The sequence below is a fragment of the Parasaccharibacter sp. TMW 2.1891 genome (genome assembly GCF_023337675.1).
In the GTDB taxonomy this organism is placed as follows: Bacteria; Pseudomonadota; Alphaproteobacteria; order Acetobacterales; family Acetobacteraceae; genus Bombella; species Bombella apis.
This window is the reverse complement of sequence record NZ_QORT01000001.1, coordinates 276352-301259: the sequence shown is the minus strand read 5'-3', so window position 1 is coordinate 301259 and position 24908 is coordinate 276352. Positions and strand designations below refer to the sequence as shown.

Below are 24908 nucleotides of genomic sequence, written 5' to 3'. Positions count from 1 at the left end.
ATTGAAGTGGATGGCCCGACCCATCCCGGCATGTTATAAGGCCTGCTCATGAAGATCCGTACCCGTTTTGCCCCCTCGCCCACCGGCCTGCTCCATATCGGCAACGCCCGTGCTGCCCTGTTCAACTATCTCTTCGCCCGTCATCACGGTGGAGAATTTGTCCTGCGCATCGAGGATACAGACCGGGAACGCTCCACCCAGCACGCCGTGGACGTCATTTTTGATGGCCTGAAATGGATGGGACTGGACTGGGACGGAGAGCCTGTCTTCCAGGCCAGCCGGCAGGACCGTCATGCCGAGGTCGTGGCCCAGCTCATGGAAAAGGGCATGGCCTACCGCTGCTACTGCACGCCCGAAGAGCTGGCCGCCATGAGGGAGAAGGCCCGGGCCGAGAAACGCCCGCCCCGCTATGATGGCACATGGCGTGACCGTGACCCGTCCGAAGCCCCAGAAGGCGTGCCTTATGCCATCCGCCTCAAGGCCCCGAAAGAGGGTGAGACCATCATCAGGGACCATGTGCAGGGAGAGGTCCGTGTCGCCAATGCGGAGATGGATGACCTCATCCTGCTCCGTTCCGACGGGACACCGACCTATCTGCTCGCCGTGGTGGTGGATGACCACGACATGGGCATCACGCACGTCATGCGGGGTGACGACCACCTGACGAACACCTTCCGTCAGGCCATGATCTACCGGGCCATGGGCTGGGACCTTCCGGAGTTCGCCCATCTGCCCCTCATCCACGGGCCGGATGGAGCCAAGCTCTCCAAACGTCATGGTGCCCAGTCCGTCGTGGACTTCCGTGAGGAAGGCATCCTGCCGGAGGCCCTCTGCAACTATCTGCTGCGCCTCGGCTGGGGGCATGGCGATGCCGAGGTGCTGGACCGTGAGGAACAGATCAGGCTTTTCGACATGGACGGCATCGGCCGCTCTCCCTCCCGGATGGATTACGTCAAGCTCAGCCACCTCAACGGCATCTGGATGCGCCGTGCCGATGACGAGCGGCTGACGGCCCTTGTCATGCAGCGTCTGGAGCGACGTGATGACCTTGACCATGACGAGACGGTCCGTGCCCGTGTGCTTGCCCTCATGCCGGGGCTGAAGGAACGGGCAAAGACGGTCGTGGAGCTGGCCGACAACGCCGCCTTCGCCGGGCTGCGCCTGCCGCTGACCATCACCCCCAAGGCGGAAAAGCATCTGGGCGAGGAAGGCCGGAAGGTTCTCGCCGGGCTGGAGGAAAAACTCGCCGGGCTGGAACCTTTCACGGCAGAAGGGATCGACAGCACGCTGCGGGCATTCGCTGCCGAGCATGAGCTGAAACTGGGTGCCGTCGCCCAGCCGCTCCGTGCTGCCATGACAGGTACCACGACATCGCCCGGAATCGACCTCACGCTCGCCGCATTGGGCCGGGATGAAGTTCTCGCCCGCATCCGGAGTGTCCTGTCCGCATGAACCCCACACACCACACGCCCCATCTTCTCGGCATTGAAGGCATGACAGAAAAGGACATCACGCCTTTTCTGGACCTCGCCGAGAGCTATGCCCTGCTCAGCCGTTCCCGCAATGCACCACGGGACGTGCTACAGGGCCGTACCGTCATCAATCTCTTCTTTGAGGACAGCACGCGCACGCGCACCAGCTTCGAGCTGGCCGCCAAGCGGCTGGGTGCCGATGTGGTGAACATGACCGTCGCCACAAGCTCGGTCAACAAGGGCGAAACCCTGCTGGACACGGCCTCCACCCTCAACGCCATGCACTGCGACCTGCTGGTGGTCCGCCATGCCCAGAGCGGTGCCCCGGCCCTGCTCTCGCAGAAGGTCGAGGCCAGTGTCGTCAATGCCGGGGACGGGATGCACGAGCACCCCACGCAGGCCCTGCTGGACGGCCTGACCATCCGGCGGCATTTCGGCCGCCTCAGCGGGCTGAAAATCGCCATATGCGGCGACATCGCCCACAGCCGTGTGGCCCGGTCGGACATTCACCTCCTGCGGGCCATGGGCAACGACATCCATCTGGCAGGCCCCCCCACCCTGCTGCCCGGTGCCCTCGGCACGCTGGAAGGCGTCACCCTGCATCATGACATTGATGAAGCCCTGAAGGATGCGGACGTGGCCATGTGTCTCCGTGTCCAGCGGGAGCGCATGGGTAGCGGCCTTGTCCCCAGCGCACGGGAATATTTCTCCCTCTTCGGGCTGGACCGCCGTCGCCTCGCTCTGGCCAAGCCAGGAGCCCTAGTGATGCATCCCGGCCCGATGAACCGGGGTGTTGAAATTGCCTCCGATGTCGCCGATTCGCCACAGAGCGTCATTTCTGAACAGGTCGAGATGGGCGTGGCCGTCCGCATGGCTGTCCTCGACCGTCTTTCCCGCATGAAGAATCCCGCATGAGCAGCATCCTTTTTGAAAATGTCCGGCTGATTGACCCTGCCTCCGGGCGGGATGGCAAAGGGAGCCTGCTGGTCGAGAAAGGGCGCATTGCCGCCCTCGACCCCAAGGAGACCTCCAAGGCTGCCCGCATCGTGGATGGCAAAGGGGCCGTCCTCTGCCCCGGCCTCGTGGACATGCGGGCCAGCTTTGGCGAACCCGGAGCTGAATACCGGGAGAGCATTGATTCCGGTATTCAGGCTGCCGTGGCAGGAGGCATCACCTCCCTGGCCCTGCTTCCCGATACCGAGCCTGCCATCGACAACCCGGCACTCGTCCATTACATCCGCCGCCGTGGGGAAGAGACTGGTCTTGTCTCCATCTATCCCTATGGAGCCCTGACAAAAGGCTGCGCCGGAACGGACATGGCCGAAATCGGCCTGCTGAAAAAAGCCGGGGCCATCGGCTTCACCGACGGTGCCCGGGCCATTGCCGACACCAAGCAGATGCGCAACCTGCTGGCCTATTCCGGCTTTCTGGATACCGTCATTGTCCTCCACCCGGAAGATCCCTCCCTGGCCAAAGGGGGCTGCGCCACTGCCAGCCCGCAGGCCGTGAAAATGGGCCTGCCACAGATTCCCGCCTGCGCCGAGGCCATGATGATCGCCCGTGACCTTCGCCTTGCCGAACTGACGGGCGCACGCATCCATTTCGGGCATGTTTCCACCGGGGAAGCCCTCGGCCTGATTGCTGATGCCAAAAAGCGGGGCATCCGGGTCACCTGCGACACGGCACCGCCCTATTTCGCCATGACGGAGGCGGATATCGGGGATTTCCGCACCTACGCCAAGCTCTCCCCGCCGCTGCGGCTGGAAGCTGACCGGCAGGCCGTTCTGGCGGGTCTGGCAGACGGCACCATTGATGCCATCGCCTCCGATCACAGCCCGGCCGATGCGGATGACAAGCGTCTTCCCTTTGCCCAGGCCCGGGCTGGCGGGACCGGCCTCGTCACCCTGCTGGGTGTCACGCTTCAGGCTGGCCTGCCGCTGCTGGAGGCCCTGCGCCTGCTCACCGTGGCTCCGGCCCGTCTTCTGGGGCTGGAAGCCGGGACGCTGGCCGTCGGTGCCCCGGCAGACCTCTGCCTGTTTGACCCGGAAGAAGAATGGACCGTCACCGCGGGCAGCCTGCCCGGCCGGGCACAGAATACCCCCTTTGATGGCCGAAACCTCAAAGGACGTGTCCTGCGGACCTTCCGTCAGGGTCGCGAAGTCTTCACTGCCAAAGGTCTCCCTGCATGAGCGGCATCCTGACCTGGTCCCTCATGCCCCCCAGCCTGCCTGTCATCGCTCTGGGGGCCTATCTTCTGGGGAGCATCCCTTTCGGCCTCCTGCTTACCGCACTCAGTGGGCAGGGTGACATCCGGCGCATCGGTTCCGGCAACATCGGGGCCACCAACGTGCTGCGGACAGGCCGCAAAGGCCTCGCTGCGGCAACCCTGCTTCTGGATGCCTTCAAGGGGCTTCTGGCCGTCCTGCTGGCGGAGGCCCTCTCCCCTCACGATACGGCCCTGTGCCTCTCCGTAGCAGGGTGTGCCGCTGTCGTGGGGCACTGCTTCCCCATATGGCTCAGGTTTCGTGGCGGCAAGGGCGTTGCTACAGGCATCGGTGTTTTCTGGGGCATGTGCTGGCCGGTCGGGCTGCTCTGCACCCTGCTCTGGCTGGCTGGTGTCCGTCTGAGCAGGATTTCCTCCGTGGGGGCACTGCTGGCTTTTCTGGCAGCACCGTTCCTGATGGTGGCCTTCTCTCTGGCACCCATCATGTCGGCCCGTCCCATTGCAGCAGCATGCATCACCCTGCTGATCCTCCTGCGCCATTACGGCAACATTGCCCGCCTCTGTAGCGGAACGGAACCCCGTGTCGGACAGAAATGAGCCAGCTGCATTATCAGAAGCCAACCTGACAGCAACGGAACGTCTGGCTCGATTGCGGCTGGCCCGCACAAAGGGCATTGGCAACGCCACATTCAGCCGGTTGATGGGCCTTTACGGCACGGCAGAGCAGGCCATTGCAGCGCTGCCTGCCCGTGCCCGCCTTTCCGGCCGTCCGGCGCCAGCCATTCCCTCCGCATCCCGCATGGAAGACGAAATTGCCTGGCTGGGAAAACGGGGAGGCCACCATCTGCTACGCTCCGACCCTGCCTATCCCCGCCTGCTGGCCGGACTGCCGAATGCTCCCGTACTTCTATTCACCCAAGGCAATACAGACCTGCTCTCCACGCCCTCCCTGGCCATTGTCGGGGCCCGCAAGGCCTCCAATCCGGCCCTGAAACTGACAGAGGAATTCGCCGCCGGTCTGGCAGAAGCCGGCCTGACTGTCGTTTCCGGTCTGGCCCGTGGAGTTGATGGAGCGGCCCACCGGGGAGCCCTGCCCTCTGGACGGACCATCGCCGCCCTGCCCGGCGGGCTGGACATTACCTACCCTCCCGAACATGCAGGCTTGCAGGCCGCCATAGCCCAGCAGGGCTGCCTGATTACGGAATATCCTCCCGGCATGCCGGCCAATGCCCGCCATTTTCCACGGCGCAACCTTCTCATTGCCGGTCTGGCCCGTGGCTGCCTGCTGGTTGAGGCAGCCAGACGCTCCGGCACACTCATCACGGCCCGACTCGCTGCAACCTTCCAGCGTCTGCTCTTTGCCGTGCCTGGCTTTCCCGGCGATCCACGTTCCAGCGGCGGGAATGACCTGCTGAAACAGAATCAGGCCATACTGGTCGAGCAGGTTCAGGACATCCTGTCCGCCCTGGCAGACACGCCCTCACCAGACCCCGGACTGGCCCCATGGAGCAGGCCTCCCTCACGCCAGCCATCCCTTTTCACACCCACTGAAAAAGTACCGACCGCCCCGCCAGCTGCCCCCCGGAAAGCCCCTGCGGCCAGTCAATCATTACCGGAATCTGACGAAAAAAATATTCTCTCCCTGCTGGCGCATACCCCCTCCACTGTTGACGAGATTGCATCACGCTGTCAGTTGTCCATCTCAGCAGTTGCGGCAATACTCATCGAGCTGGAAATGAACGGAGCTGTCCAACGCCACGACGATGGGCAGATCACACTTCCCAGCTAGCGGGCATCGGCCAGACAGCCTTACCACCAGGACACCAGAGACCGGGAAAGACTCATGGCAGTGAAGAATGTTGTGGTTGTAGAAAGCCCTGCCAAGGCAAAGACCATCAACCGTTATCTCGGCAGCGATTATACCGTCATCGCCTCCTTCGGCCATGTGCGGGACCTTCCTCCCAAGGATGGAAGCGTGCGCCCTGACGAGAATTTCGCCATGTCGTGGCAGACCGATGATCGTGGCTCGAAACAGATTGCCACCATTGCCAAGGCTCTCAAAGGGGCCAGCAAACTGATTCTCGCCACCGACCCGGACAGGGAAGGTGAGGCCATCTCGTGGCATGTCCGCAGTGCCCTCGAGGAAAAAAAGCTCCTCAAGGATATTGAGGTCGAGCGGGTCACCTTCAACGAGATCACCAAAAACGCCATCGCTGCGGCCATGAAGGCCCCCCGTACGCTGGACCGCCCCCTGATTGATGCCTATCTGGCCCGCCGTGCGCTGGACTATCTGGTCGGCTTCACCCTGTCTCCCGTTCTCTGGCGCAAGCTGCCCGGCAGCCGCAGTGCAGGGCGTGTGCAGTCTGTCGCCCTGCGGCTGATCTGCGAACGGGAAGCGGAAATCGAGGTCTTCAAACCCCGGGAATACTGGAGTGTGGAAGGTCTCTTCACAACTCCCGCCAAGGCGGACTTCACCGCAAAACTGACCCATCTTGAAGGCAGAAAACTCGACCAGTTCGCCCTGACCAATGAGGACATGGCCCACAGGGCCCGTGATCTGGTCCGCTCCTCCGCCCTCAGCGTACGGAAGATCGAGCGGAAGCGGACACGCCGCAATCCGGCACCGCCTTTCACCACCTCCACCCTCCAGCAGGAAGCCTCCCGCAAGCTGGGCATGAGTGCACAGACCACCATGCGCACCGCCCAGCAGCTTTATGAGGGTGTGGACCTGAATGGCGAGACGTTCGGCCTGATCACCTACATGCGTACCGATGGCGTCACCATGGCCTCGGAGGCCGTGCAGGCCATCCGCTCCCATATCAGCTCATCCTTTGGCAAAGATTACTGCCCGGGCAAGCCACGCTCCTACACCACGAAGGCAAAAAACGCACAGGAAGCCCACGAGGCCATCCGCCCTACCGATGTGTCCCGTACACCTTCTTCTGTCGCCTCCGTGCTCACGGCGGACCAGAAACGCCTTTATGAGCTGATCTGGAAGCGCTCCGTTGCTTCACAGATGCAGTCTGCCGAGCTGGACCAGACAGCCGTCACCATCGGTGATGAACAGGAGCAGACCCTGCTGCGGGCCACCGGCTCCATCATCGCCTTTGACGGCTTTCTGAAGCTCTATATCGAAGGCCATGATGACAAGGAAAAAGGCGGGGATGATGACCAGAACCGCCTTCTCCCCGCCATGAAGGAAGGCGACCAGCTGGGCACGAAGGACGTGACAGCCGAACAGCACTTCACCCAGCCACCTCCCCGCTATTCCGAAGCATCACTGGTCAAGAAGATGGAAGAAATCGGCATCGGGCGGCCTTCCACCTATGCCTCCATCCTCAGCGTCCTGCGGGACCGCAATTATGTGCGCCTTGATGCCCGACGCTTCGTGCCGGAAGACAGGGGGCGGCTGGTCACGGCTTTTCTCACCTCTTTCTTCCAGCGTTATGTAGATACAGGCTTCACGGCCTCGCTGGAGACGCAGCTGGATGACATCTCGGATGGCCGGGCTGACTGGCATGATGTCATGTCCGCCTTCTGGAACGACTTCTCGGCCACGGTTGCCAAGACAAAAGACCTGAAAATCTCTGATGTCATTGATGCGCTGGACCAGGACCTCGGCAACCATTTCTTCCCACCCCGACCGGATGGCAGTGATCCACGCAGCTGCCCGTCCTGCACTGATGGACGGCTGGGCCTCAAGCTGGGGCGGCATGGAGCCTTCCTGGGATGCTCCAACTATCCGGAATGCCGTGTCACCCGCCCCCTGGCGGTTGATAATGGCGAGGAGACTGCCCTACCGGACGGTATGCGCCTGCTTGGCCATGACCCTGCCACGGGCGAGGACATCACCCTCCGTCGTGGGCCTTACGGGCTGTATGTCCAGCGTGGCGAGCCGGACCCTGAAGACAGGAAGGCCAAACCAAAACGGGCCACCATCCCCAAGGACCGTAACGGCGAAACGCTCACCCTTGAGGAAGCCATCGGCCTTCTCTCCCTCCCCCGTGAGGTTGGCCCCCACCCGGAAACGGGCGAGATGATCACGGCCGGTCTTGGCCGTTTCGGACCGTTCGTCAAGATGGGCAGCATCTACGGCACGCTCAGCAAGGATGATGACGTGCTGACCATCGGCCTGAACCGGGCCGTTGATGCTCTGGCCAAAAAGCTGGCCTCCATCCGCACGTTGGGTACGCACCCCAAGGATGGTGAGGTCGTCATGGTCCGCAAGGGACGTTTTAGTCCCTATGTGCAGCATGGCCAGACCATTGCCACTCTCCCCAAAGGGGACTCGATGGATGACGTCACGCTGGAAGAGGCCCTCACCCTGCTGGATGAAAAAGGCAAACCGCTGAAAGGTGGCCGCAAGACAACCACGAAAAAAACGGCCGCCAAAAAGACCACGACCAGAAAAACCACTACGGCGAAGAGCACGACCAGAAAAACGGCCACCAAAAAGGCAGCGACAGGGAAGGCAACCAGCAGAGCCAAAACGACAAAAAGCGGAACCACAAAAACCGGCAGCCGCAGCAAAACCTCACCAGAGGCGCCCATCAGCAAGGATGACCTTCCTTTCTGATTTCCCTTCTTCCATGAATGCGGCATAATAGCGGGGGATGTGTCTTCCATGATGGCACGCCCCCGGCCCGCGACGGGCACGATCCGCCCTGCCCGGCCTCTGTCCCCGAAAGAAACCATGTGACAGTGTCCCGGCTTTTCATCTTCCCTTTTTCTTACCAGTCCGGTCCATCGCCTTCATGATGCCAGTTCGCCTCCTGCGTCCCGTCTGCACAGCCTTCACCGGGATTGCCCTGTCCGGCGTGCTGACAGTCGGCTCTGCCATCGCCCAGCCTGTTCAGGCCCATCCTTTCTGGAGCCGGCTGCTCCACCATTTTGCCGGCCGCCCTGGAACACCCTCCTCCACCCCGGTCGGATCCATCGCCACCACAACATCCCAACCCGCAGGGACAGGCAGCTCCTCCCGACCCACCCCCGTCCCCACCGCTCCGGCTCTCCCGGAATTCACGGATGAAGACCGGCTGGCAGAGCTGACATTATCAACCGCCCTTACATTCATGCTTCCCCGGACGCTGACCCCGCACACACCGCAGGAACTCTGCCTCTGGGGGATGCAGGCCCTGCTGGAAGTCCCCCAGCCTTTACAACAGCCGGACCATGGGCAGGCGCCATCATCCAGCTTCACCCTCGCCGTCCAGCCCGGAACCATGTTCAGCCCGGCTCACATGAGCCTGCTCCATGACAGGCACCCTCTGCTGTCTGTCCGGACACCCGGCAAGGACGACGTGACCGGCTGGAGCCATCTGAGCCTCCAGCTCATCACGCTCCTGCGACGTGATGTGCCATCCTACCAGCTCATGAATGATGAAACCCTGCTGAGCCGTTTTCTCAATGGCCTTCTGGCCAGGCTGGACTCCTATTCCCGCTATCAGTCTCCTCCACCGCCGCCCAGCCAGTCTGATGCCGTCACCCCTGCCCAGCCCCCACCCGAACCCGCAGCAAGCGTCGGGCTGACCCTCCGCCGGACACGAGCCCATTTCCCTGTCGTGGCGGCCCTCAACCTCGACAGCCCTCTATGGGATGCCGGAATCATACCGGGAGACAGCCTGACCAGCCTCGACCACCAGAGCACACGCCAGATGGCCCTGCCCGCCCTCCAGGCCATGCTGACTGGCCCTGCTGGCAGTACGGTGGAGCTGGAATTCCGCACCCAGGACGGACATCATCTCATCAGGAATTTCACCCGTGGGCGCATGGCAGAAGAAAGTGTCTTCCCTGAACAGGCCGGGCGGTTCCCCGTCCTGCGGGTCACCCATTTTTCCAGCCGGACGGCCGAAGAAGTCAGCCAGTATCTTTCCACGCTCCTGCCAGAAACACCCCCAAATAGCAGTCTGCCTCACCCTCCAGACGGCCGGACCCCACCAGCACCCACCCTGCCCGGCCTCGTGCTGGACCTGCGCGGGAACCATGGAGGAATCCTGCAACAGGCGGTCATGACGGCGGCGCTCTTCCTCGACCACGGCGTGATCGCCACGACCGAAGGACGGGCGGCGGAGGCCAATCACGTCTGGAGCATCCAGGGCGGGGATCTGACCAACAATACCCCGCTGGCCCTGCTGGTTGACCAGGATACGGGCAGTGCAGCCGAAGTTCTGGCAGCAGCGCTGGCCGACCAGCAAAGGGCCGTTGTGACCGGCAGCAGTACCTTTGGCAAAGGCATGGTCCAGATTTCTTCCACCCTGCCCAACGGGGGGCACCTGTCCCTGACATGGGCACACATCACCGCTCCCCAAGGCTGGGCCCTGCAGGACCTTGGTGTCCTGCCCCAGCTCTGCACAAGCCCCCAGGGACAGTTCTCCCTCCGGGACCAGCTGGCAGCGCTTCGTGCTGACCAGTCCCTCATGACCGATGCCCTGCGCCAGTCCCGCCTCATCCGCACAGACAGCCCGGAGGCGGCACGGCGTGCCCTGCGACAGGTCTGCCCCCCTGCCGCTGCCAGCCCGACCGACATCTCCGCCGCTCTGGCACTTTTCATCATCCCCCACACCTATCGTGCTGCCCTCCTGCATCTGCCGGACAACACGGCAATTCACCCGGCGGCCAACACCACCCCATGACGACTATGCACCATCTGGCAGGGAGACCAGACTCATGTTCCATGGCCTGAAAACCGGATTCTGGGTCCGTGCCACCCTCAGGCACCTCAACCAGAATGGCCTGATGGCCGTTCTGGTCCGTAAAGGTGACGAAGATGCTGGCAGTGTCTTCATCATGCTGAATGGCCGGGATGGACGCATCGCCATATTACGGGAACAGGGTGCGACATGGCTGCGCCAGACCTTTGAGGACAGCGACACGGAAAGTGCCATGATGCAGGCCAATGCCTATCTGGAACGGCAGAAACGGTACGACCCTGACCTCTGGATCATGGAGGTTGATGTCCTAGACAGCACCCACCCGCTGGAACATGACATCACCACACGCCGCTTCAGCCATGAAGACTGACCAGCCCCATGTTCCCCGGGGGCCGACCGACGCCTCATCCACCTGTAACACATAGGACACATCTTTTCCCGATTCAGACGCAAACGGCACAGGTATGTCCCGGCAATCCATTGCGTTTACTGTCACTTTCAGTGAAAAGGGTAGCCACCTGTCTGGCTGGAGAGTAATTACATGACCGCACGCCCCTCCATTACATCACTGCTGGCCCGCAGCGCCTGTGCCGCCTGCCTGTCAGTCATGGCGTTTGGTGCGGCCCGGGCACAGCCTGTCCGTGGCCTCTATGTCGGCGGGGCAGCGGGGGCGAGCTTCAACCAGTCCCAGACCGTCAATCCCCACACGAAGCTCTTTGCGCATGGTCGGGACGACTTTGCGACAGGCATCACCGGGCTGGGCAGCATCGGCTGGGGACTGGGGAACGGTTTCCGTGTGGAAGTGGAGGGCAACTACCGCAACAACCGCCTTTCCCGGTTCCATTCCCCCGGCTTCAGCAGCACAGCCCATGGTCACCAGCAGAAATACGGGGGCATGGCCAATGCCCTGTTTGACATGGATATCGGCCAGAACTGGATCTACCCCTATTTCGGGGCTGGTATCGGTTATGGAAGCCAGTTCACGAACACCAGAATCCAGGGGACAGGCGCAGACAGGGGCTACAGGCAGCGGACCCGTGACAGCGCAGGCGGCTTTGCCTATCAGGGCATCTTTGGTGTTTCACTGCCCGTGCCATGGGTTGTTGGCCTTTCCACCACAATGGAATATCGCTTCTACACCATCACGGGCCGCCACAGGCACTTCACGACAGCATCCTACAACATCGCTGCCCCCGACAGTGGACCCGTCAGCGGCAAGCGTGGCAGCCGGACAGATTTCAACCATTCCCTGATGCTCGGGCTGCGCTATGAGTTCAACCCGGCTCCGCCGCCACCGACACAAGCCCCCACCCTCTCCACCCCGGCACCTGCCCCCGTCCGCACCTATCTGGTGTTCTTCGACTGGGATCGTGCCAACCTGTCCGACCGGGCGCGGGCCATCGTGGAAACAGCTGCCCGCAACTCCACATCAGCCCAGTTCACCCGGATCCAGGTCAATGGCCATGCCGATTCTTCGGCTGTCCGTCCTGGCAGCCGGAAGGCTGAAGCCTACAACATGGCCCTGTCTCTCCGCCGTGCGCAGACCATCAAGGCAGAGCTGATCCGCGATGGCGTACCGGCTGGCGTCATCGAGGTTCACGGTTTTGGTGATTCGAAGCCACTGGTCTCCACCCGCCCCGGTACGGCAGAACCGCAGAACCGCCGGGTGGAAATCGACTTCCAGTAAACAGGTACTTCAGAGTCTGACCGGCCTTCGCCTGCCGGTCAGACATCCTGATGTGCTCTCTCAAAAAACGGGCCGGACACGTATTCAGTGTGTCCGGCCCGTTTTTTCTGACAGGTCTCTACGCCCTGTTACTTCGTCTTGGCTGCCGGAGCGTGCCTGCTGACGGCATGATGCACCGTTCGGGAGGTCGCATGATGGACAGCCTGAGGCGTCTTTTTCTCAGTTGATTCGGCCATCTTCTTGCCCGGTTCCTCAGAGGGGGCAGGGGCAGCTGCAACGACAGCCGGCTCGACCTGCACACGGACCTGAAGCTGACGGCGTGGCTGTGCATGGGCAGGAATCAACTCCACGGTGAAGCCGTCAGCCCCCTTGTAATCCGCCGCAGGGGTGTATTCCACATATGTGCGGTTATCATAATTATACAGAAAGGCCCTGCCATTCTTCGGCGGAGGAACCACACCAAAAGACACGTAACTGCCTCCACCCCCTTTGCTGATGGAAAACGGGCAGGTACCGCCATCACCAGCGCTGACCGTCATGCTCACACTCATGCGGCCCGTGGCGTCTGTCTGCACAGGCGATACCTCACAATGAGCAGCCCGCTTCTCGTTGGCAAAAGGATTGGGAGGAATCTCGATGCCACTCGGCCCCCTTGACTGCTGGCCGACACACCCGCCAAGGGCCAGAAGAGTTGCACCGACAACCCCTGCCCGCACTAGAAAACTGCTCTGCTGCACAGTCCACTCCAGAGAAAACTAAAAACAGATAAAAAAGGCGCATCCAGGCCCCTGCCCGCAATCCGCCAGTTTTCAGAACGCACGATACGCTTTCAGCACCATCATGAGAATGAGGTCTTCCATATTTCTTTCTCTGTCAGTTATGTTTAACGTTTCCTTCATCATTACACGGCCATATCCACCAAAGAATTGCCCGTCTCAGGGCAGACTTTCCCAAATGACCATGATATAGGCAGAGAACCTGTCAGCGGGAGTTTTCATATGTCTCTTCTGTCCTACGGCCTGTCCTTCTCCAGGACTGGACTGGCCCTTGCCACTGCGGCTTTTTTTGCCATTGCCCCTGCCTCATGGGCAGCAGCCTGCCACTCTTCGGCAGAAGACCATTCAGCCTTCAATCTGGCTGGTCTGAAATCGGAACTCATGGTGACGGCTCTCTCCTGCCAGACGCAGGACCGTTACAACCAGTTCATCACACGCTTCCGCCCCATCCTGACAGAATCGGAAAGACGGCTGGATTCCTATTTCCACCGGACATTTGGCCGCCAGGCGCAGAAAAAACATGATGATTACATCACGCAGCTGGCGGATGTGCAGTCCTTGGGGGGGCTGAAGTCCGGTACGGCCTTCTGTGCCCAACGTGTGCCGATGTATGACGAGATCGAGGCGCTGGACGATTCGAACAGCGACCTCGCCCATTATGCCGAGGCCAAGGATATTGTTCAGCCTTCTTCCTACGAAAGCTGCACGGCACCCCAGCCTCCCCACCGGGCCACGAGCCGCCGCAGGCGCCGGGGCTGACCTCCCGCCCCTCCCCACGCCCCGACAGACAGGATCACAGGATGGCCGATATGTTCGAGCAGGGTTCCACACCTGCCCCCTCCCATGTACAGCCAGCTGAACAGTATGATGCCGGGGCCATTGAGGTCCTTGAAGGGCTGGAGCCGGTACGCCGTCGCCCTGGCATGTATATCGGGGGTACGGACGATGCGGCCTACCACCATCTTGCTTCCGAAATCATTGACAACGCCATGGATGAAGCCGTGGCGGGTCATGCCACGACCATCGAGGTCTGTCTGGAAGACGCCCACACCCTGATGGTCCGTGACAATGGCCGTGGGATTCCGACTGACCCCCATCCCCGCTTCCCGAAAAAATCAGCCCTTGAGGTCATTTTCACCACGCTCCATGCAGGGGGGAAATTCTCTGGCAAATCCTATGCCACATCAGGCGGTCTGCATGGTGTGGGCAGCTCTGTCGTCAACGCACTGGCCTCCCATCTGGAAGTCGAGGTCTACCGCAACCGCAAGGGATGGCGACAGACTTTCTCCCGTGGTCTGCCAACCAGTACGCTGGAAAGCACAAAACCTGCCATCCGGCGTGGCACGATGGTGCGTTTCACCCCGGACAGTGACATTTTCGGCTCCCTGCATTTCTCCCCGGCCCGCCTGTACCGCCAGTGCCAGATCAAGGCAGCGCTGTTCCGGGGGGTCAGCATCACATGGTCCTGTGCCCCGGAACTTCTGAAAGGGGACAATGCTCCACCAGCCGAAGCTGTCATCGCCTATCCAAATGGTCTGGAAGATGCCCTGACGGCTGATCTTGGTCCCTCACCTGCCCTGCTTACCCCCCTCTGGGCTGGTGAGGCTGAGCTGCCTGTGGCTGCCGATGGCCAACCCGGTGGGCGTGTCGAGTGGGCTGTTGCCTTTCTCGACCAGGGAAACAGCGCTCTCATTTCCTACTGCAACACCATTCCCACACCGCAGGGTGGCACCCATGAGAACGGCCTGCGGGCGGCACTCGTCAAAGGCTTCCGCAACTGGGGGGACCAGCGCAAGATTCGCCGTTCCAGCACCATCACGGCGGAAGATGTGCTGGGCACCATCAATGCCCGTCTGTCCGTTTTCATCCGCAACCCACAATTCCAGGGACAGACAAAGGACAGGCTGACCACACAGGAGGCCAGCCGCCTCGTGGAAGGTGCCCTGCGGGACCGGATCGACCACTGGCTGGGGGGCAATCCCCAGCAGGCTGACAGTCTGGTCGGCTATATGGTCGAACGGGCAGAAGAACGCCTGCGCCGCCGTGAAGCCCGTGAAACAACCCGCAAAACGGCGACAAAACGCCTGCGTCTGCCCGGCAAGCTGACAGACTGCTCCCGCAGCAATGCCCATGAGACGGAGATCTTTCTCGTGGAAGGCGAATCAGCCGGGGGGTCTGCCCGTCAGGCCCGTGACAGGGAAACACAGGCCGTTCTGCCCCTGCGGGGCAAGATACTCAATGTCGCCTCTGCCACACAGGAAAAACTGCTGGCCAATACGGAGCTGAAAGACCTGATCGAGGCACTTGGCTGTGGCTTTGGCAAGACTCTCGACCTTGAAAAACTGCGCTATGGCCGCATCATCATCATGACAGATGCTGACGTGGATGGCGCCCATATCGCCTCCCTGCTGATGACCTTCTTCTTCCGGGAGATGCCGGACCTCGTCCGGCAGGGGCACCTCTACCTGGCACAGCCACCACTCTACCGGCTCACTCATGGCAGCAAGACCGTCTACGCCATGAACGACCTCGACCGTGACCGCAGGTTGAAGACGGACTTCAAGCCCAATGCCAAAGTTGAAATTTCACGCTTCAAAGGGCTGGGGGAAATGCCGGTTTCCGACCTCAAGGAAACCACCATGTCCCCTGCACGCCGCACACTCCTGCGTGTAACCGTCCCGACAGAAGACAACCTGATGACCCGCAGACGGATCGAGAGCCTCATGGGCCGCAAGCCTGAACTGCGCTTCCAGTTCATTCAGGAGCAGGCCCAGTCGGTCAATCTTCTCGATATCTGACACGCCCGAGCATCCCCGGAAACAGGAAAAGGCGCATCCCACAAACAGGATGCGCCTTTTCCATGTCAGCCGAATACCGGATTCGCCGGATTCTCTCCCATGCGGCCATCCGCCCTATGGAGCGTGGCGATCGCCGCCATCTCCTGCTCGGGCAGGACAAAATCGAACAGGTCCAGATTCTCTGCCATGCGCTCCCGATGAACTGATTTGGGAATCACGATCACCCCATTCTGGAGGTGCCAGCGCAGAATCACCTGTGCCGGGCTTTTGCCGTGGCGTCTGGCAATATCACCAATCAGCTCGTTGTTCAGTACAGTCCCCTTGCCCAGAGGACGCCACGCTTCGGTCTGAATTCCCACGCTTTTATGAAAAGCCCGCAACTCCTCCTGCTGGAAGAAAGGATGAATCTCGATCTGATTGACGGCAGGCACAACACCTGTCTCATCCATGATTCGCTGGAGGTGATCTTTCTCAAAATTGGACACGCCGATAGACCGGACACGCCCCTGTTTCTGCAGGTCGATCAGAGCCTTCCACGTCTCCACATACAGTCCCTGCTGCGGCATTGCCCAATGAATGAGGTAGAGATCCACCACATCACGCTGCAGCAGACGGGCACTCTCATCAAAAGCTTTCAGGGTCGAATCATAACCCTGCTCGTCATTCCAGACCTTGGTTGTGACAAACATGGCGGGGTGCCCTTTCAGCCCCTCGCCAACTCCCGCCTCATTGCGATACAGCCGGGCCGTATCCACGGCCCTGTAGCCCAGCTCTATGGCTGTTCTGACAACATCAGCTGTTTCATCAGGCGGTGTTTCCCAAACACCAAGCCCGATCCACGGCATGGCATGACCATCATTCAGCTGTACACAGGATGCAGCATCCTTGGGAAAATCACTCATGTTCCCTCCCTGATTCTGGGCGACACGGCACTGACCACCAGCCAGTGCCGCCGGTTCATTCATCCTCGCTCTTCCCGAAAGATCAGGCAAGCCATTCTCCATGCACTCCCGGGAAATCAGACAGTCTGCTCAAACAGACCCATCTGTACCGGCAGGGAACGGTCCTCATACGACACCAGCGAGGAAATGGTCAGTCCCAGCAGTCGCACTGGCCGGTCCAGCGGAAAGAAACTGCGCAGAATTTCCAGAGCCACTGGCAGCAATACGCACTCATCGGCGGCAGGGAAAGCCATTGAGCGAGCCCGGGTTACCGTATGAAATCCGGCATAGCGCAACTTGAGCGTAACGGTCCGTCCGGCAAGGCGCTTCTGCGCACAGCCAGAAGCCAGTTTGCTGACAATCGCTTTCAACGTCGCTGCCAGCCTGCCCCATTCAGCCACGTCATGCGGAAAGGTTGTCTCCGTTCCCAATGACTTCCTGGGCCGGTTGACCTCTACCGGGCGATGATCCTGACCTCTGGCGATATCATGATAGAACTGGGCTGAACTGCCAAAATGCCGCCTCAACTCCGGCACTGTCCATTTTCTGAGGTCCGCTCCCGTGTGGATTCCCAGACCATGCATCCGCCGCGTGGTCGCCGGCCCCACACCATGGAATTTCTCCACAGGCAGATCCGCCACGAAAGCAGCACCCTGCCGGGGGGAAATCACAAAAAGCCCGTCGGGCTTTCGCTGCCCCGAAGCCAGTTTGGCCAGAAAACGGTTATACGATACCCCCGCTGAGGCCGTCAGCCCTGTCTGCTGCCGAATATCCCGCCGGATGGCTTCAGCAACGGCTGTAGCAGATCCATAAGGAGGCCACTGTTCCGTAACATCCAGATAGGCCTCATCCAGCGCCAGCGGCTGTATGAGCGCCGTATAATGCCGGAAAATGGCATGAATCTGAGCCGAGACAGCACGATAGACGTCAAAACGGGGAGGAACGAAGATCAGCTCCGGACAACGTTCCAGTGCCATGTGCGAGGGCAAAGCGGAACGTACACCAAAGACACGGGCCTCATAGCTGGCAGCGGCCACGACACCTCTACCCGACCCACGCCCCACAGCCACTGGCCTGCCGCGTAAAGCCGGATTGTCTCGCTGCTCGATGGAAGCATAAAACGCATCCATGTCCACATGCAGGATCCGCCTCGCAGCGTCATCAGCCCTACCCTCTTTCACCCTTTCCAACCCCGCCGGATGGGACATGCCTGCCTCAGCCCCTCTCACGATCCCTGAAAAGATGCCGTTGGCATCGGCACATAACTGCCGACAACCAGCGCAAGGATGGTTACATCCGGGCTCTCAGCAGCGCTGTGGCAGACCGTATCACCCGGTGCAGGCAGGATGATCGGTGACTGAAACTCCGGCTCGGTACTCTGGGGCCAGAGAACCATCTGTCCGCTTTCCTTGACCTGAACCGCCTTTATGGTGGCCTCGAAACCATCCGACACTCTGGAACGTTGCATGGCGACCACATAATCCCCATTACGGGGCCGGCGTCCCAGCTCGGAAAAATTGATGACGATAACCACCGAACCATCCTGAAACACACGGTTCATGGACTGCCCCTTCACCATCAACCCGTATCGCTTCAGACCGGGATAGGCTGCATCGTAAGGAATGGTGATCGCATACTGGTCTGGAAGAGGCCATTCATGTGCCTCCTTCCAGACCCCGGCCTGCACCTCACCACAGACCTGCACCTGCGAAACAGGCAGATTAGGAGACGGCGCTGGCTGTTCGACTGTCTTCTGCTCTTCAGACCTGCTGATCTCTGCTACCAGCGGACCAACCGGCACACCCAGCACCTGGGCCAGGGCTGCCAGTTTGTCCGTACGGGGGAGATGTTTGCGCCGACGCATGTCCCGCAAAAAATCCACACCAACAGCAGGATTGATCTCACGGGCTTTCAGACAGGCCCGCCTGTCGGACAATCCCTGGGCCGCCAGAAGGGAATCCAGATGCGACAACAACGATTCAATAGACATGGTACGGGGATTATCCCTCTTTCCTGCGTATGTCCAGACAGGGGACACCCTAGGTCCTGTTAATTTTTCTTGACAGTTAAGGGTATATCCCCGCATCCTCAGAGCAATTCCTTACAGGAGGCTCTCCGACACTCAATCTGCCAAGGAAGAAATACCCTCACTGCTTTCATCCTCTCCATATGACCTGATTGTCATGGGGCCATGCCCCATGACGGACCATAACGCAGTTTTCCGGGAGAATTCCTTTGTCTCGCATCACGCACATCACGACCACCCCGACCCGGGAGCGGACCCGCAAGCCCGATTATGAAATCATCGGCCGCAGGCGCCGCCGTGCCAACACTCTTGGTGCCCTCTCCTCACGTCTGACTGCTGATGTCATTTCTGAAGCAGAACAGTGGGTCAAGGACTGGATGCTGGCCGAACACGGCTATCTCGACATCATGAAAAATGGCGGCGCCCCCGCACAGGCGGGGAATGTCTTCACCTTCAATGCATTGCAGGGCAAAGCCTGGGGGCGGCTGAACGCCTTCCGCCGCCATGCGGGACGGGCCCGACACCAGCTGCTCGTGAACATGCTGGGACTCGGCTGGTCCTTTTCTTCCCTCGGCTCCAAACTCTATCCCGATCTGCACCCGGACAGTGCCCGCAAAAAGGCTTCGGAAGAGTGCGCCGCCACACTGGAAATGCTGGCCGCCTTCTGGCAGGGACAGAGACGCGAAAAAGCCAGACAGGCTGTCACCATTGCCCGGGAACATCGCAAAGGGCTCGACATGATGACCCTGTCCAGACGCTATCATCTGGCCCCTGAAGGTCTTGAGAAGATCATCCGGCATGGCGAGATCATCCTGAACAGACCCCGGAAGATCACGGCTGCGGAACTCCGCAACTGACCATGGCACCCGGATTGCTTTTTTCCTGTTGACAGCTTACCCGCTTTAGCCTATAAAAAGGACATCATCACGAGCCGTGCGCCCAGAGGGGTGTACGGCTTTTTTCATGACTGCTGTTCCAAGACAGACAGCTTTTCTTTCCCTTCAGGATGGATTCCGCAAACCACCGCCCTTCCCGGCGGTGCGACCCCATGCGCCATGATCCACCTCCACTGCACCACCGAGGCCCATCCTGCCGGACATGCATGATCCGGCTTCCATGCCCGGCACCTGCATTCATTAAAAACGGACTTTCTTCCATGGCTCACATGCCTTCCTCCCCCGCCGGGCAGCCGCTCGGCCGCGGCCGCATCGTTCTGACCAGACGCGGCCTCTGCACCGTTCTTGCCGAAGAGGGCAACAGTCTTGTTCTCTGCCCGATCCACGAAGCTCCAGCCCTGACACACAGGGCCGACATTCCTCTGACATGGAGGGATGAACTCATTCTGGGACTGAAACAAAATGCGGTCGTCAGGGCCATTCCCTTCCTCAAGCAGCGTCAGGCCGTCACCCCCCAGCCTGCAAGTCTCTCCGCCTTCACCCTCACCCAGCTCCGCCTCCGGACACACCGGGAACTGCAGGTCAACGCTCTGGAAAGTGACAGGCTACCCTTCTTCTCTGGCAGACATGCCCGCAACCGCCTTCATGCAACCCATGTCTCATGACACGCCCCGCAAAAAGCCTGTCTCCTTCTCGCAGAAACTCTTTGATGAAATGATGGAAGACCTCATGCTCGGCACTCCCCTGCATGACATCTGCTCCGGCGCACAGCGCCCCACCCTGCGCAGCTTCTATCGTTGGCTCCAGAAACATCCGGCCCTCCTGCCCCGTTATCGCCGGGCACGGGAACTGTCTGCCGACAGTCTGGAAAGCACCATCCTCTCCCATATCAGGGCCATGCCAGAAAAAGCTGATGCGGCCACGGTCAATTTCCACAAGCTGAGGTTCGACATGCTCCGCTGGATCATGGCCCGCCGTGCCCCAAAGCGGTATGGCGACCGGCAGACCATGGAACATGCCGGGCATGATGGCGGCCCCGTACACACCATCCAGCGGCTCATCATTGATCCCGCTGCTCCGGGCACAACACCACCGGACACATCACCGCAATAAAATGCAGGGGCCTCATGACAACAGACCGGGTCACCATCATGACACCCCGGGCCTTTGCGCCCCTTCTACAGCCTGCCCGCTATAAAGGCATCTGGGGAGGACGAGGTTCCGGGAAGTCCTGTTTCTTTGCCGGAATGCTGATCGAACAGGCCACACTGCGCCCCGGGTTGAGGGCGGTCTGCATCCGGGAAATCCAGAAATCCCTGACTGTTTCCGTTCACCAGCTGCTCCGGGACACCATCGCACGCCTGAACCTGTCCCACCTCTTCACAGTTTTGGACAGGGAAATCCGTACACCCGGCGGCGGTGTCATCCTCTTCCAGGGGATGCAGTCCCACAATGCCGAAACCATAAAATCCCTGGAAGGAATGAACATCGCCTGGGTGGAGGAAGCGCAGTCCCTCTCGGCTAGGTCCCTGAAACTCCTGCGCCCGACCATCCGCCAGCCCGGTTCCGAACTCTGGTTCAGCTGGAATCCCAATCATCCCTCCGACCCTGTGGATGCCTTCATGCGTGATCCTGCCACGGAAGGTGACCCCTCCTTCATCACGATCCGGGCGAACTGGTCAGACAATCCGTGGTTCCCAAATGTTCTGGACCAGGAACGAAAACGGGATCAACATCTGCGACCACAGGACTATGGCCATATCTGGGAGGGAGGCTATCAGCTGCATCACGAAGCCCTCATCTTCCCCGACCGCATCACGGTTGAAGAGTTCCGGCCCCCCAGCAGCTGCCGCTTCCATTTTGGAGTGGACTGGGGCTTCTCACGGGACCCCACAGCCGTCATACGCTGCTTCATTCACGAGGACATCCTCCATATCGACCATGAGGCAGGCGGCACCCACATTTCACTGGACCACCTGCCTGCCCTGTTCGACAGAATACCGGGCATCCGCCACTGGCCCATCCGGGCAGACGGTGCCCGGCCGGAAACGATCAGTTACCTTCGCACCCGCCATCATTTCCGCATCAGTGCCGCCCGAAAATGGCCCGGAAGCGTACAGGATGGCATCGAGAGGCTGCGCTCCTTCCGGTCCATCCGCATCCATCCCCGCTGCCAGCAGACAGTCCGTGAGTTCCGCCTCTACCGTTACAGGTCGGACCCGCTGACAGGCGATGTCCTCCCGCAGGTGGAAGATGCGAACAACCATTACATCGACGCCCTGCGTTACGCTCTGGATGGCCTCATCACCAACCAGTCCCCCCTGCCGGATTTCTCACGGTTTGCACCACCTACCTGATGGACATGGCTCTCACGGATGACCCAGTGCCCAGACCAGCCATCCCCCTACGGCTCCCCCCAGTATCAGCCCACCCAGAAGGGCCAACAGAAGCATCCGTCCGGCAATACGCTGTGATGATGCCTTCCAGTCGATCCATCTCATGACACGTTTCCTTTCCGTTACAGATAGGCCTTGCCCATGCCCGGTTTTTCTCTCACCCGTCTGTTTGAAAAACAGCCCACAACAACCGCACGCCCCCGGCAGGAACCCGCCGCCCCACGTCACACCAGTACAGCCGGAAAGACAAGCCCCCACTGGCTGACCCGTCTGTGGCGGGCCTCCCACACCATCCCTGCCCCCGATGACAGGACGACGGCCACGCCATTCGCCCCCTACCGGCCACCACCGGGCGTCGTGCCGGAAGGGCATGACCAGCCCGGCATGGATTCTGCCCCCACGGCCATGATGGACATGGCCTGCTGGGCCATGGGACAGACGGCAGCCCAGCCATCATGGATGGCCGACGGGCTTGGTTTTCTGGGGTATCCGACCCTCGCCCAGATGGCCCAGCGGGCGGAGTTCCGCAAACCCTGTGATGTCATCGCACGGGAAGCCACACGGGAATGGATCAGCCTCAGCACGCACAACCCAGACCATCCCTCTCCGGCTCTTCCGTCGGATCCCGCAGCCCGCCTTCATGCGCTGGATGTGGAGATGAAACGGCTGAATGTCCGCGAGCTTCTGCACCAGCAGATTCTAGACAGCCTGCTCTACGGCATCGGCCATATCTGGCTCAACATGGCTGACACGCCCCGCACGACCTATGGGCAGACACTCCCGCTGCCCCTCACCCCCCACGGGGTCCGCAGGGGAACTCTAGCCGGGCTGAAAAACATCGAACCGGTCTGGACCACGCCCAACGCCTACAATGCCGACTCTCCCCTGCAGGATGACTATTACCGGCCCCGCAACTGGTGGGTGCAGGGTAGCCTTGTCCATCGGGACAGGCTCATCAGCATGGTGCCTTATGGCGTATCCGACCTCTTCAAACCGTCATTCAATTTCGGCGGGATGAGCCTGACACAGCAGCTGCGCCCCTATGTCCACAACTTCCTGCGGACCCGCAACAGCATCAGCAACATCACGACCAATTTCTCCAGGCTTGTCCTGAAGACCGACATGGGCGGCCTGATGGCCACCGGCACCAGCGACGAGGCCGACCCGACAGCCTCCATCACGGGGCGGGCCTCCTTCATGCAGAAAATTTCCGAAGGACAGGACATCATCGTGGCCGACCGGCAGAACGAGGATGTATCCATCGTGGCCACACCCCTGACAGGGCTTGCCGACCTCCAGTCCCAGGCCATGGAAGCCATGGCCTCCATACCCGGCATACCGCTCGTAAAGCTCTTCGGCATCACCCCCAACGGGCTGAACGCCTCCTCCGCTGGAGAAATCAGGGTGTTCTACGATGAGATCGCCGCCTTTCAGGAAGCCCACATGCGGCCCGTGCTGAGCCGCCTGCTCACCCTGATCCAGCTCAACCTCTGGGGAGACACCGACCCTGCACTGGAGATCACCTTCAAGCCCCTCTGGCAGCAGACCACACAACCACAGCCATCCGAGGCCTCATGACCATTCTCGCCTATGACCGCACCGGGTCCGTCCGCAGTTTTGATGACAACGGACGCCTCCGTGTGGAACGGACCCCCATCAGCAAGGCCAACATCTGCCTCTATCAGGGGCGGGAAATTCCCGACCATGCCCGGCTGGGCCTGAACCCGGACCAGTCCTACCGCCTCCTGCGGGACCCGAAAGAACTGGAAAAGGCGGCAGACAGTTTCAACTCCCTGCCTGTTCTGGAGGAACACGTCCCCACCAGTGCGGATGCCCACCCAAGGGAACTGACGGTCGGCTCCACCATGGACAATGCCCGCTTCGAAAGCCCCTACCTGACGGTCGGCATGGTCATCTTTGATGGTCCTGCCATCACCCGCATCCAGTCCGGTGACCAGAAGGAACTATCCTGCGGCTACGCCTATGAGGCGGACATGACACCGGGCACCCATGAGGGCCAGCCCTATGACGGACGCATGGTCAACATCCGGGGAAACCATATTGCTCTCGTAACAAAAGGACGGGCCGGCCCTGACGTGCTGGTCCATGATTCTTCAGCCACAGGGAAAGCAGCCACCACCATGACACGGAAAGACGACACGCCCACCGCCGAGGTACCCCACCATGAAGAGGCGGAATCTGCCCTGAACGAGGCCATCCAGAAGGCCCTTTCCGCCGACCGTGCCCTGCGCCAGGCCACGGAGGAGGCACGCCGCCTTGTCCGCCCCCTGGTCGGAGAGGTTCATGGCATGGAAAGTGCCGATGACGTCTACCGCTATGCCCTCCGGCAGTCCGGCATGGCAGCGGACAGTCTCGCCGCCATCAATCAGGCCGGTCTTCATGCCCTCGTCCAGACCCGTCTGGAGGCCATGACTCCACCCATCACGCACGCTCCTGCCGCTGATGAAACCGCCACCGGGTATACGGCCCCACGCCGTTACTGACCCCATCCCTGCCCAGATTTACAGAAAGCACATCCATGTCCGATTTCCAGCAGACTGTCTCCTACACATGGCCGCAGGGTTTTCCCGGAGCCCCGGCCAGTGCCAACCCCATCCGCACGGCCATCGCCCCGGAAGGCGGATTCATCGCCAGAGAGGGCGGGCTGACCATTGCCCGTTTCGTCTGGCGTCATGAAGACGGCGTGAGCCTGAGCCACACCGGCACCACCACCCCGGCGGGCTTCCTCTACCGTTCGCAGCAGGGGCTGACGACACAGTATCTCCAGTCCGCCACCATGACCCTGCCGCAGGGCTTCATGGCCAGCCTTGCTGAGGGCGGAGACTTCTGGGCCGTGGCCAGCACGGCAGCCACGGCGGGACAGGCCGTCTATGCCTCCACAGGTGACGGCAGCCTCCAGACGGCCCCGGCAGGCAACACACCGCAGGGAACCGTGGCCACAGGCTGGACGGTCTCCCGTGGCGGCAGTGCGGGAGAACCGATCATCATTTCCGGCCCCATGCACCCCATGACGGCCTGACC

The 24908-nt window shown here is 61.0% G+C and carries 23 protein-coding genes; 18 read left to right on the top strand and 5 right to left on the bottom strand.

Annotated features, from left to right (window positions below):
• Positions 1–48 precede the first annotated feature (48 nt).
• The 9 genes from gltX (at position 49) to DTJ15_RS01295 (ending at position 12033) form a co-directional block, all read left to right on the top strand.
• Positions 49–1452 (top strand): glutamate--tRNA ligase, encoded by a 1404-nt coding sequence (gene gltX / locus DTJ15_RS01335; RefSeq protein ID WP_086431802.1) that lies wholly within the window; start codon positions 49–51, stop codon positions 1450–1452.
• Complete coding sequence (locus DTJ15_RS01330) at positions 1449–2387, top strand: aspartate carbamoyltransferase catalytic subunit (RefSeq protein WP_043561013.1); 939 nt, start codon at positions 1449–1451, stop codon at positions 2385–2387. The genes gltX and DTJ15_RS01330 overlap by 4 nt, the downstream gene beginning before the upstream one ends.
• On the top strand, positions 2384–3661 hold the full coding sequence (locus DTJ15_RS01325) for a dihydroorotase family protein (RefSeq protein WP_081562612.1): 1278 nt from the start codon (positions 2384–2386) through the stop codon (positions 3659–3661). Before DTJ15_RS01330 ends, DTJ15_RS01325 begins: the two co-directional genes overlap by 4 nt.
• Entirely contained in the window at positions 3658–4293 is a 636-nt protein-coding gene (plsY, locus tag DTJ15_RS01320) for a glycerol-3-phosphate 1-O-acyltransferase PlsY (RefSeq protein ID WP_043561018.1), read from the top strand. Before DTJ15_RS01325 ends, plsY begins: the two co-directional genes overlap by 4 nt.
• Positions 4277–5485, top strand: a complete 1209-nt coding sequence (gene dprA, locus DTJ15_RS01315) for a DNA-processing protein DprA (protein ID WP_248460359.1) — start codon at positions 4277–4279, stop codon at positions 5483–5485. The genes plsY and dprA overlap by 17 nt, the downstream gene beginning before the upstream one ends.
• Before the next feature lie 60 nt (positions 5486–5545).
• Entirely contained in the window at positions 5546–8272 is a 2727-nt protein-coding gene (gene topA, locus DTJ15_RS01310; protein ID WP_249109605.1) for a type I DNA topoisomerase, read from the top strand.
• 178 nt (positions 8273–8450) lie between these two features.
• A complete protein-coding gene (locus tag DTJ15_RS01305) occupies positions 8451–10328 on the top strand; it encodes a S41 family peptidase (RefSeq protein WP_249109248.1) in 1878 nt (625 codons plus the stop codon).
• 34 nt (positions 10329–10362) lie between these two features.
• The gene (locus tag DTJ15_RS01300) at positions 10363–10716 is read left to right on the top strand and encodes a DUF1491 family protein (protein ID WP_154980966.1); all 354 of its coding nucleotides are present in this window, start codon (positions 10363–10365) and stop codon (positions 10714–10716) included.
• Positions 10717–10887: 171 nt separating this feature from the next.
• The gene (locus tag DTJ15_RS01295; protein ID WP_043561026.1) at positions 10888–12033 is read left to right on the top strand and encodes an OmpA family protein; all 1146 of its coding nucleotides are present in this window, start codon (positions 10888–10890) and stop codon (positions 12031–12033) included.
• A 128-nt stretch (positions 12034–12161) separates the two neighbouring features.
• Here DTJ15_RS01295 and DTJ15_RS01290 read toward each other — a convergent pair whose 3' ends face one another.
• Positions 12162–12770: a hypothetical protein gene (locus DTJ15_RS01290; RefSeq protein WP_249109247.1), complete on the bottom strand. Its 609-nt coding sequence runs from the start codon at positions 12768–12770 to the stop codon at positions 12162–12164.
• A 261-nt stretch (positions 12771–13031) separates the two neighbouring features.
• Between DTJ15_RS01290 and DTJ15_RS01285 the strand changes: the two genes are divergently transcribed.
• Together DTJ15_RS01285 and DTJ15_RS01280 are read left to right on the top strand one after the other, a co-directional pair.
• Entirely contained in the window at positions 13032–13568 is a 537-nt protein-coding gene (locus DTJ15_RS01285) for a hypothetical protein (protein ID WP_081562618.1), read from the top strand.
• A 41-nt stretch (positions 13569–13609) separates the two neighbouring features.
• Positions 13610–15607 carry a type IIA DNA topoisomerase subunit B gene (locus DTJ15_RS01280; RefSeq protein WP_408902163.1) on the top strand — a complete coding sequence of 666 codons (1998 nt, stop codon included), beginning with the start codon at positions 13610–13612 and terminating at the stop codon, positions 15605–15607.
• Between the two features lie 65 nt (positions 15608–15672).
• Here the strand turns inward: DTJ15_RS01280 and DTJ15_RS01275 are convergent, their stop codons facing one another.
• From DTJ15_RS01275 to DTJ15_RS01265, 3 genes are all read right to left on the bottom strand, one after another.
• Complete coding sequence (locus tag DTJ15_RS01275; RefSeq protein WP_043561701.1) at positions 15673–16509, bottom strand: aldo/keto reductase; 837 nt, start codon at positions 16507–16509, stop codon at positions 15673–15675.
• 116 nt (positions 16510–16625) lie between these two features.
• The gene (gene dinB / locus DTJ15_RS01270) at positions 16626–17678 is read right to left on the bottom strand and encodes a DNA polymerase IV (protein WP_249109245.1); all 1053 of its coding nucleotides are present in this window, start codon (positions 17676–17678) and stop codon (positions 16626–16628) included.
• A gap of 95 nt (positions 17679–17773) precedes the next feature.
• Positions 17774–18538 carry a LexA family transcriptional regulator gene (locus DTJ15_RS01265; protein ID WP_166651630.1) on the bottom strand — a complete coding sequence of 255 codons (765 nt, stop codon included), beginning with the start codon at positions 18536–18538 and terminating at the stop codon, positions 17774–17776.
• Positions 18539–18783: 245 nt separating this feature from the next.
• Between DTJ15_RS01265 and DTJ15_RS01260 the strand changes: the two genes are divergently transcribed.
• From DTJ15_RS01260 to DTJ15_RS01245, 4 genes are all read left to right on the top strand, one after another.
• On the top strand, positions 18784–19431 hold the full coding sequence (locus DTJ15_RS01260; protein WP_249109243.1) for a hypothetical protein: 648 nt from the start codon (positions 18784–18786) through the stop codon (positions 19429–19431).
• A 299-nt stretch (positions 19432–19730) separates the two neighbouring features.
• On the top strand, positions 19731–20135 hold the full coding sequence (locus tag DTJ15_RS01255; RefSeq protein ID WP_086431794.1) for a hypothetical protein: 405 nt from the start codon (positions 19731–19733) through the stop codon (positions 20133–20135).
• Positions 20116–20583 (top strand): hypothetical protein, encoded by a 468-nt coding sequence (locus DTJ15_RS01250; protein WP_143539806.1) that lies wholly within the window; start codon positions 20116–20118, stop codon positions 20581–20583. The genes DTJ15_RS01255 and DTJ15_RS01250 overlap by 20 nt, the downstream gene beginning before the upstream one ends.
• 14 nt (positions 20584–20597) lie before the next feature.
• The gene (locus DTJ15_RS01245; protein ID WP_249109242.1) at positions 20598–21827 is read left to right on the top strand and encodes a PBSX family phage terminase large subunit; all 1230 of its coding nucleotides are present in this window, start codon (positions 20598–20600) and stop codon (positions 21825–21827) included.
• Between the two features lie 12 nt (positions 21828–21839).
• On the opposite strand, the gene DTJ15_RS09070 is transcribed toward DTJ15_RS01245, so the two are convergent.
• Complete coding sequence (locus DTJ15_RS09070; RefSeq protein ID WP_256462226.1) at positions 21840–21971, bottom strand: hypothetical protein; 132 nt, start codon at positions 21969–21971, stop codon at positions 21840–21842.
• A gap of 36 nt (positions 21972–22007) precedes the next feature.
• Here DTJ15_RS09070 and DTJ15_RS01240 point away from each other — a divergent pair, with 36 nt between their 5' ends.
• From DTJ15_RS01240 to DTJ15_RS01230, 3 genes are read left to right on the top strand one after another with little or no spacing between them, the layout of a single operon-like run.
• Positions 22008–23444, top strand: a complete 1437-nt coding sequence (locus tag DTJ15_RS01240; protein WP_249109241.1) for a DUF1073 domain-containing protein — start codon at positions 22008–22010, stop codon at positions 23442–23444.
• Positions 23441–24370: a DUF2213 domain-containing protein gene (locus tag DTJ15_RS01235; RefSeq protein ID WP_248630323.1), complete on the top strand. Its 930-nt coding sequence runs from the start codon at positions 23441–23443 to the stop codon at positions 24368–24370. The genes DTJ15_RS01240 and DTJ15_RS01235 overlap by 4 nt, the downstream gene beginning before the upstream one ends.
• 35 nt (positions 24371–24405) lie before the next feature.
• Positions 24406–24906, top strand: coding sequence for a hypothetical protein (locus DTJ15_RS01230; RefSeq protein ID WP_081562629.1), 501 nt, complete (start codon positions 24406–24408; stop codon positions 24904–24906).
• The last annotated feature ends 2 nt before the right edge of the window (positions 24907–24908 follow it).

Coding starts and splice junctions, on each gene's coding strand:
- gltX (WP_086431802.1), top strand. CDS start 49: ATGAAGATCCGTACCCGTTTTGCCCCCTCGCCCACCGGCCTGCTCCAT.
- DTJ15_RS01330 (WP_043561013.1), top strand. CDS start 1,449: ATGAACCCCACACACCACACGCCCCATCTTCTCGGCATTGAAGGCATG.
- DTJ15_RS01325 (WP_081562612.1), top strand. CDS start 2,384: ATGAGCAGCATCCTTTTTGAAAATGTCCGGCTGATTGACCCTGCCTCC.
- plsY (WP_043561018.1), top strand. CDS start 3,658: ATGAGCGGCATCCTGACCTGGTCCCTCATGCCCCCCAGCCTGCCTGTC.
- DTJ15_RS01305 (WP_249109248.1), top strand. CDS start 8,451: ATGATGCCAGTTCGCCTCCTGCGTCCCGTCTGCACAGCCTTCACCGGG.
- DTJ15_RS01300 (WP_154980966.1), top strand. CDS start 10,363: ATGTTCCATGGCCTGAAAACCGGATTCTGGGTCCGTGCCACCCTCAGG.
- DTJ15_RS01295 (WP_043561026.1), top strand. CDS start 10,888: ATGACCGCACGCCCCTCCATTACATCACTGCTGGCCCGCAGCGCCTGT.
- DTJ15_RS01285 (WP_081562618.1), top strand. CDS start 13,032: ATGTCTCTTCTGTCCTACGGCCTGTCCTTCTCCAGGACTGGACTGGCC.
- DTJ15_RS01280 (WP_408902163.1), top strand. CDS start 13,610: ATGGCCGATATGTTCGAGCAGGGTTCCACACCTGCCCCCTCCCATGTA.
- DTJ15_RS01275 (WP_043561701.1), bottom strand. CDS start 16,509: ATGAGTGATTTTCCCAAGGATGCTGCATCCTGTGTACAGCTGAATGAT.
- dinB (WP_249109245.1), bottom strand. CDS start 17,678: ATGGATGCGTTTTATGCTTCCATCGAGCAGCGAGACAATCCGGCTTTA.
- DTJ15_RS01265 (WP_166651630.1), bottom strand. CDS start 18,538: ATGTCTATTGAATCGTTGTTGTCGCATCTGGATTCCCTTCTGGCGGCC.
- DTJ15_RS01255 (WP_086431794.1), top strand. CDS start 19,731: ATGGCTCACATGCCTTCCTCCCCCGCCGGGCAGCCGCTCGGCCGCGGC.
- DTJ15_RS01250 (WP_143539806.1), top strand. CDS start 20,116: ATGCAACCCATGTCTCATGACACGCCCCGCAAAAAGCCTGTCTCCTTC.
- DTJ15_RS01245 (WP_249109242.1), top strand. CDS start 20,598: ATGACAACAGACCGGGTCACCATCATGACACCCCGGGCCTTTGCGCCC.
- DTJ15_RS09070 (WP_256462226.1), bottom strand. CDS start 21,971: ATGAGATGGATCGACTGGAAGGCATCATCACAGCGTATTGCCGGACGG.
- DTJ15_RS01240 (WP_249109241.1), top strand. CDS start 22,008: ATGCCCGGTTTTTCTCTCACCCGTCTGTTTGAAAAACAGCCCACAACA.
- DTJ15_RS01235 (WP_248630323.1), top strand. CDS start 23,441: ATGACCATTCTCGCCTATGACCGCACCGGGTCCGTCCGCAGTTTTGAT.
- DTJ15_RS01230 (WP_081562629.1), top strand. CDS start 24,406: ATGTCCGATTTCCAGCAGACTGTCTCCTACACATGGCCGCAGGGTTTT.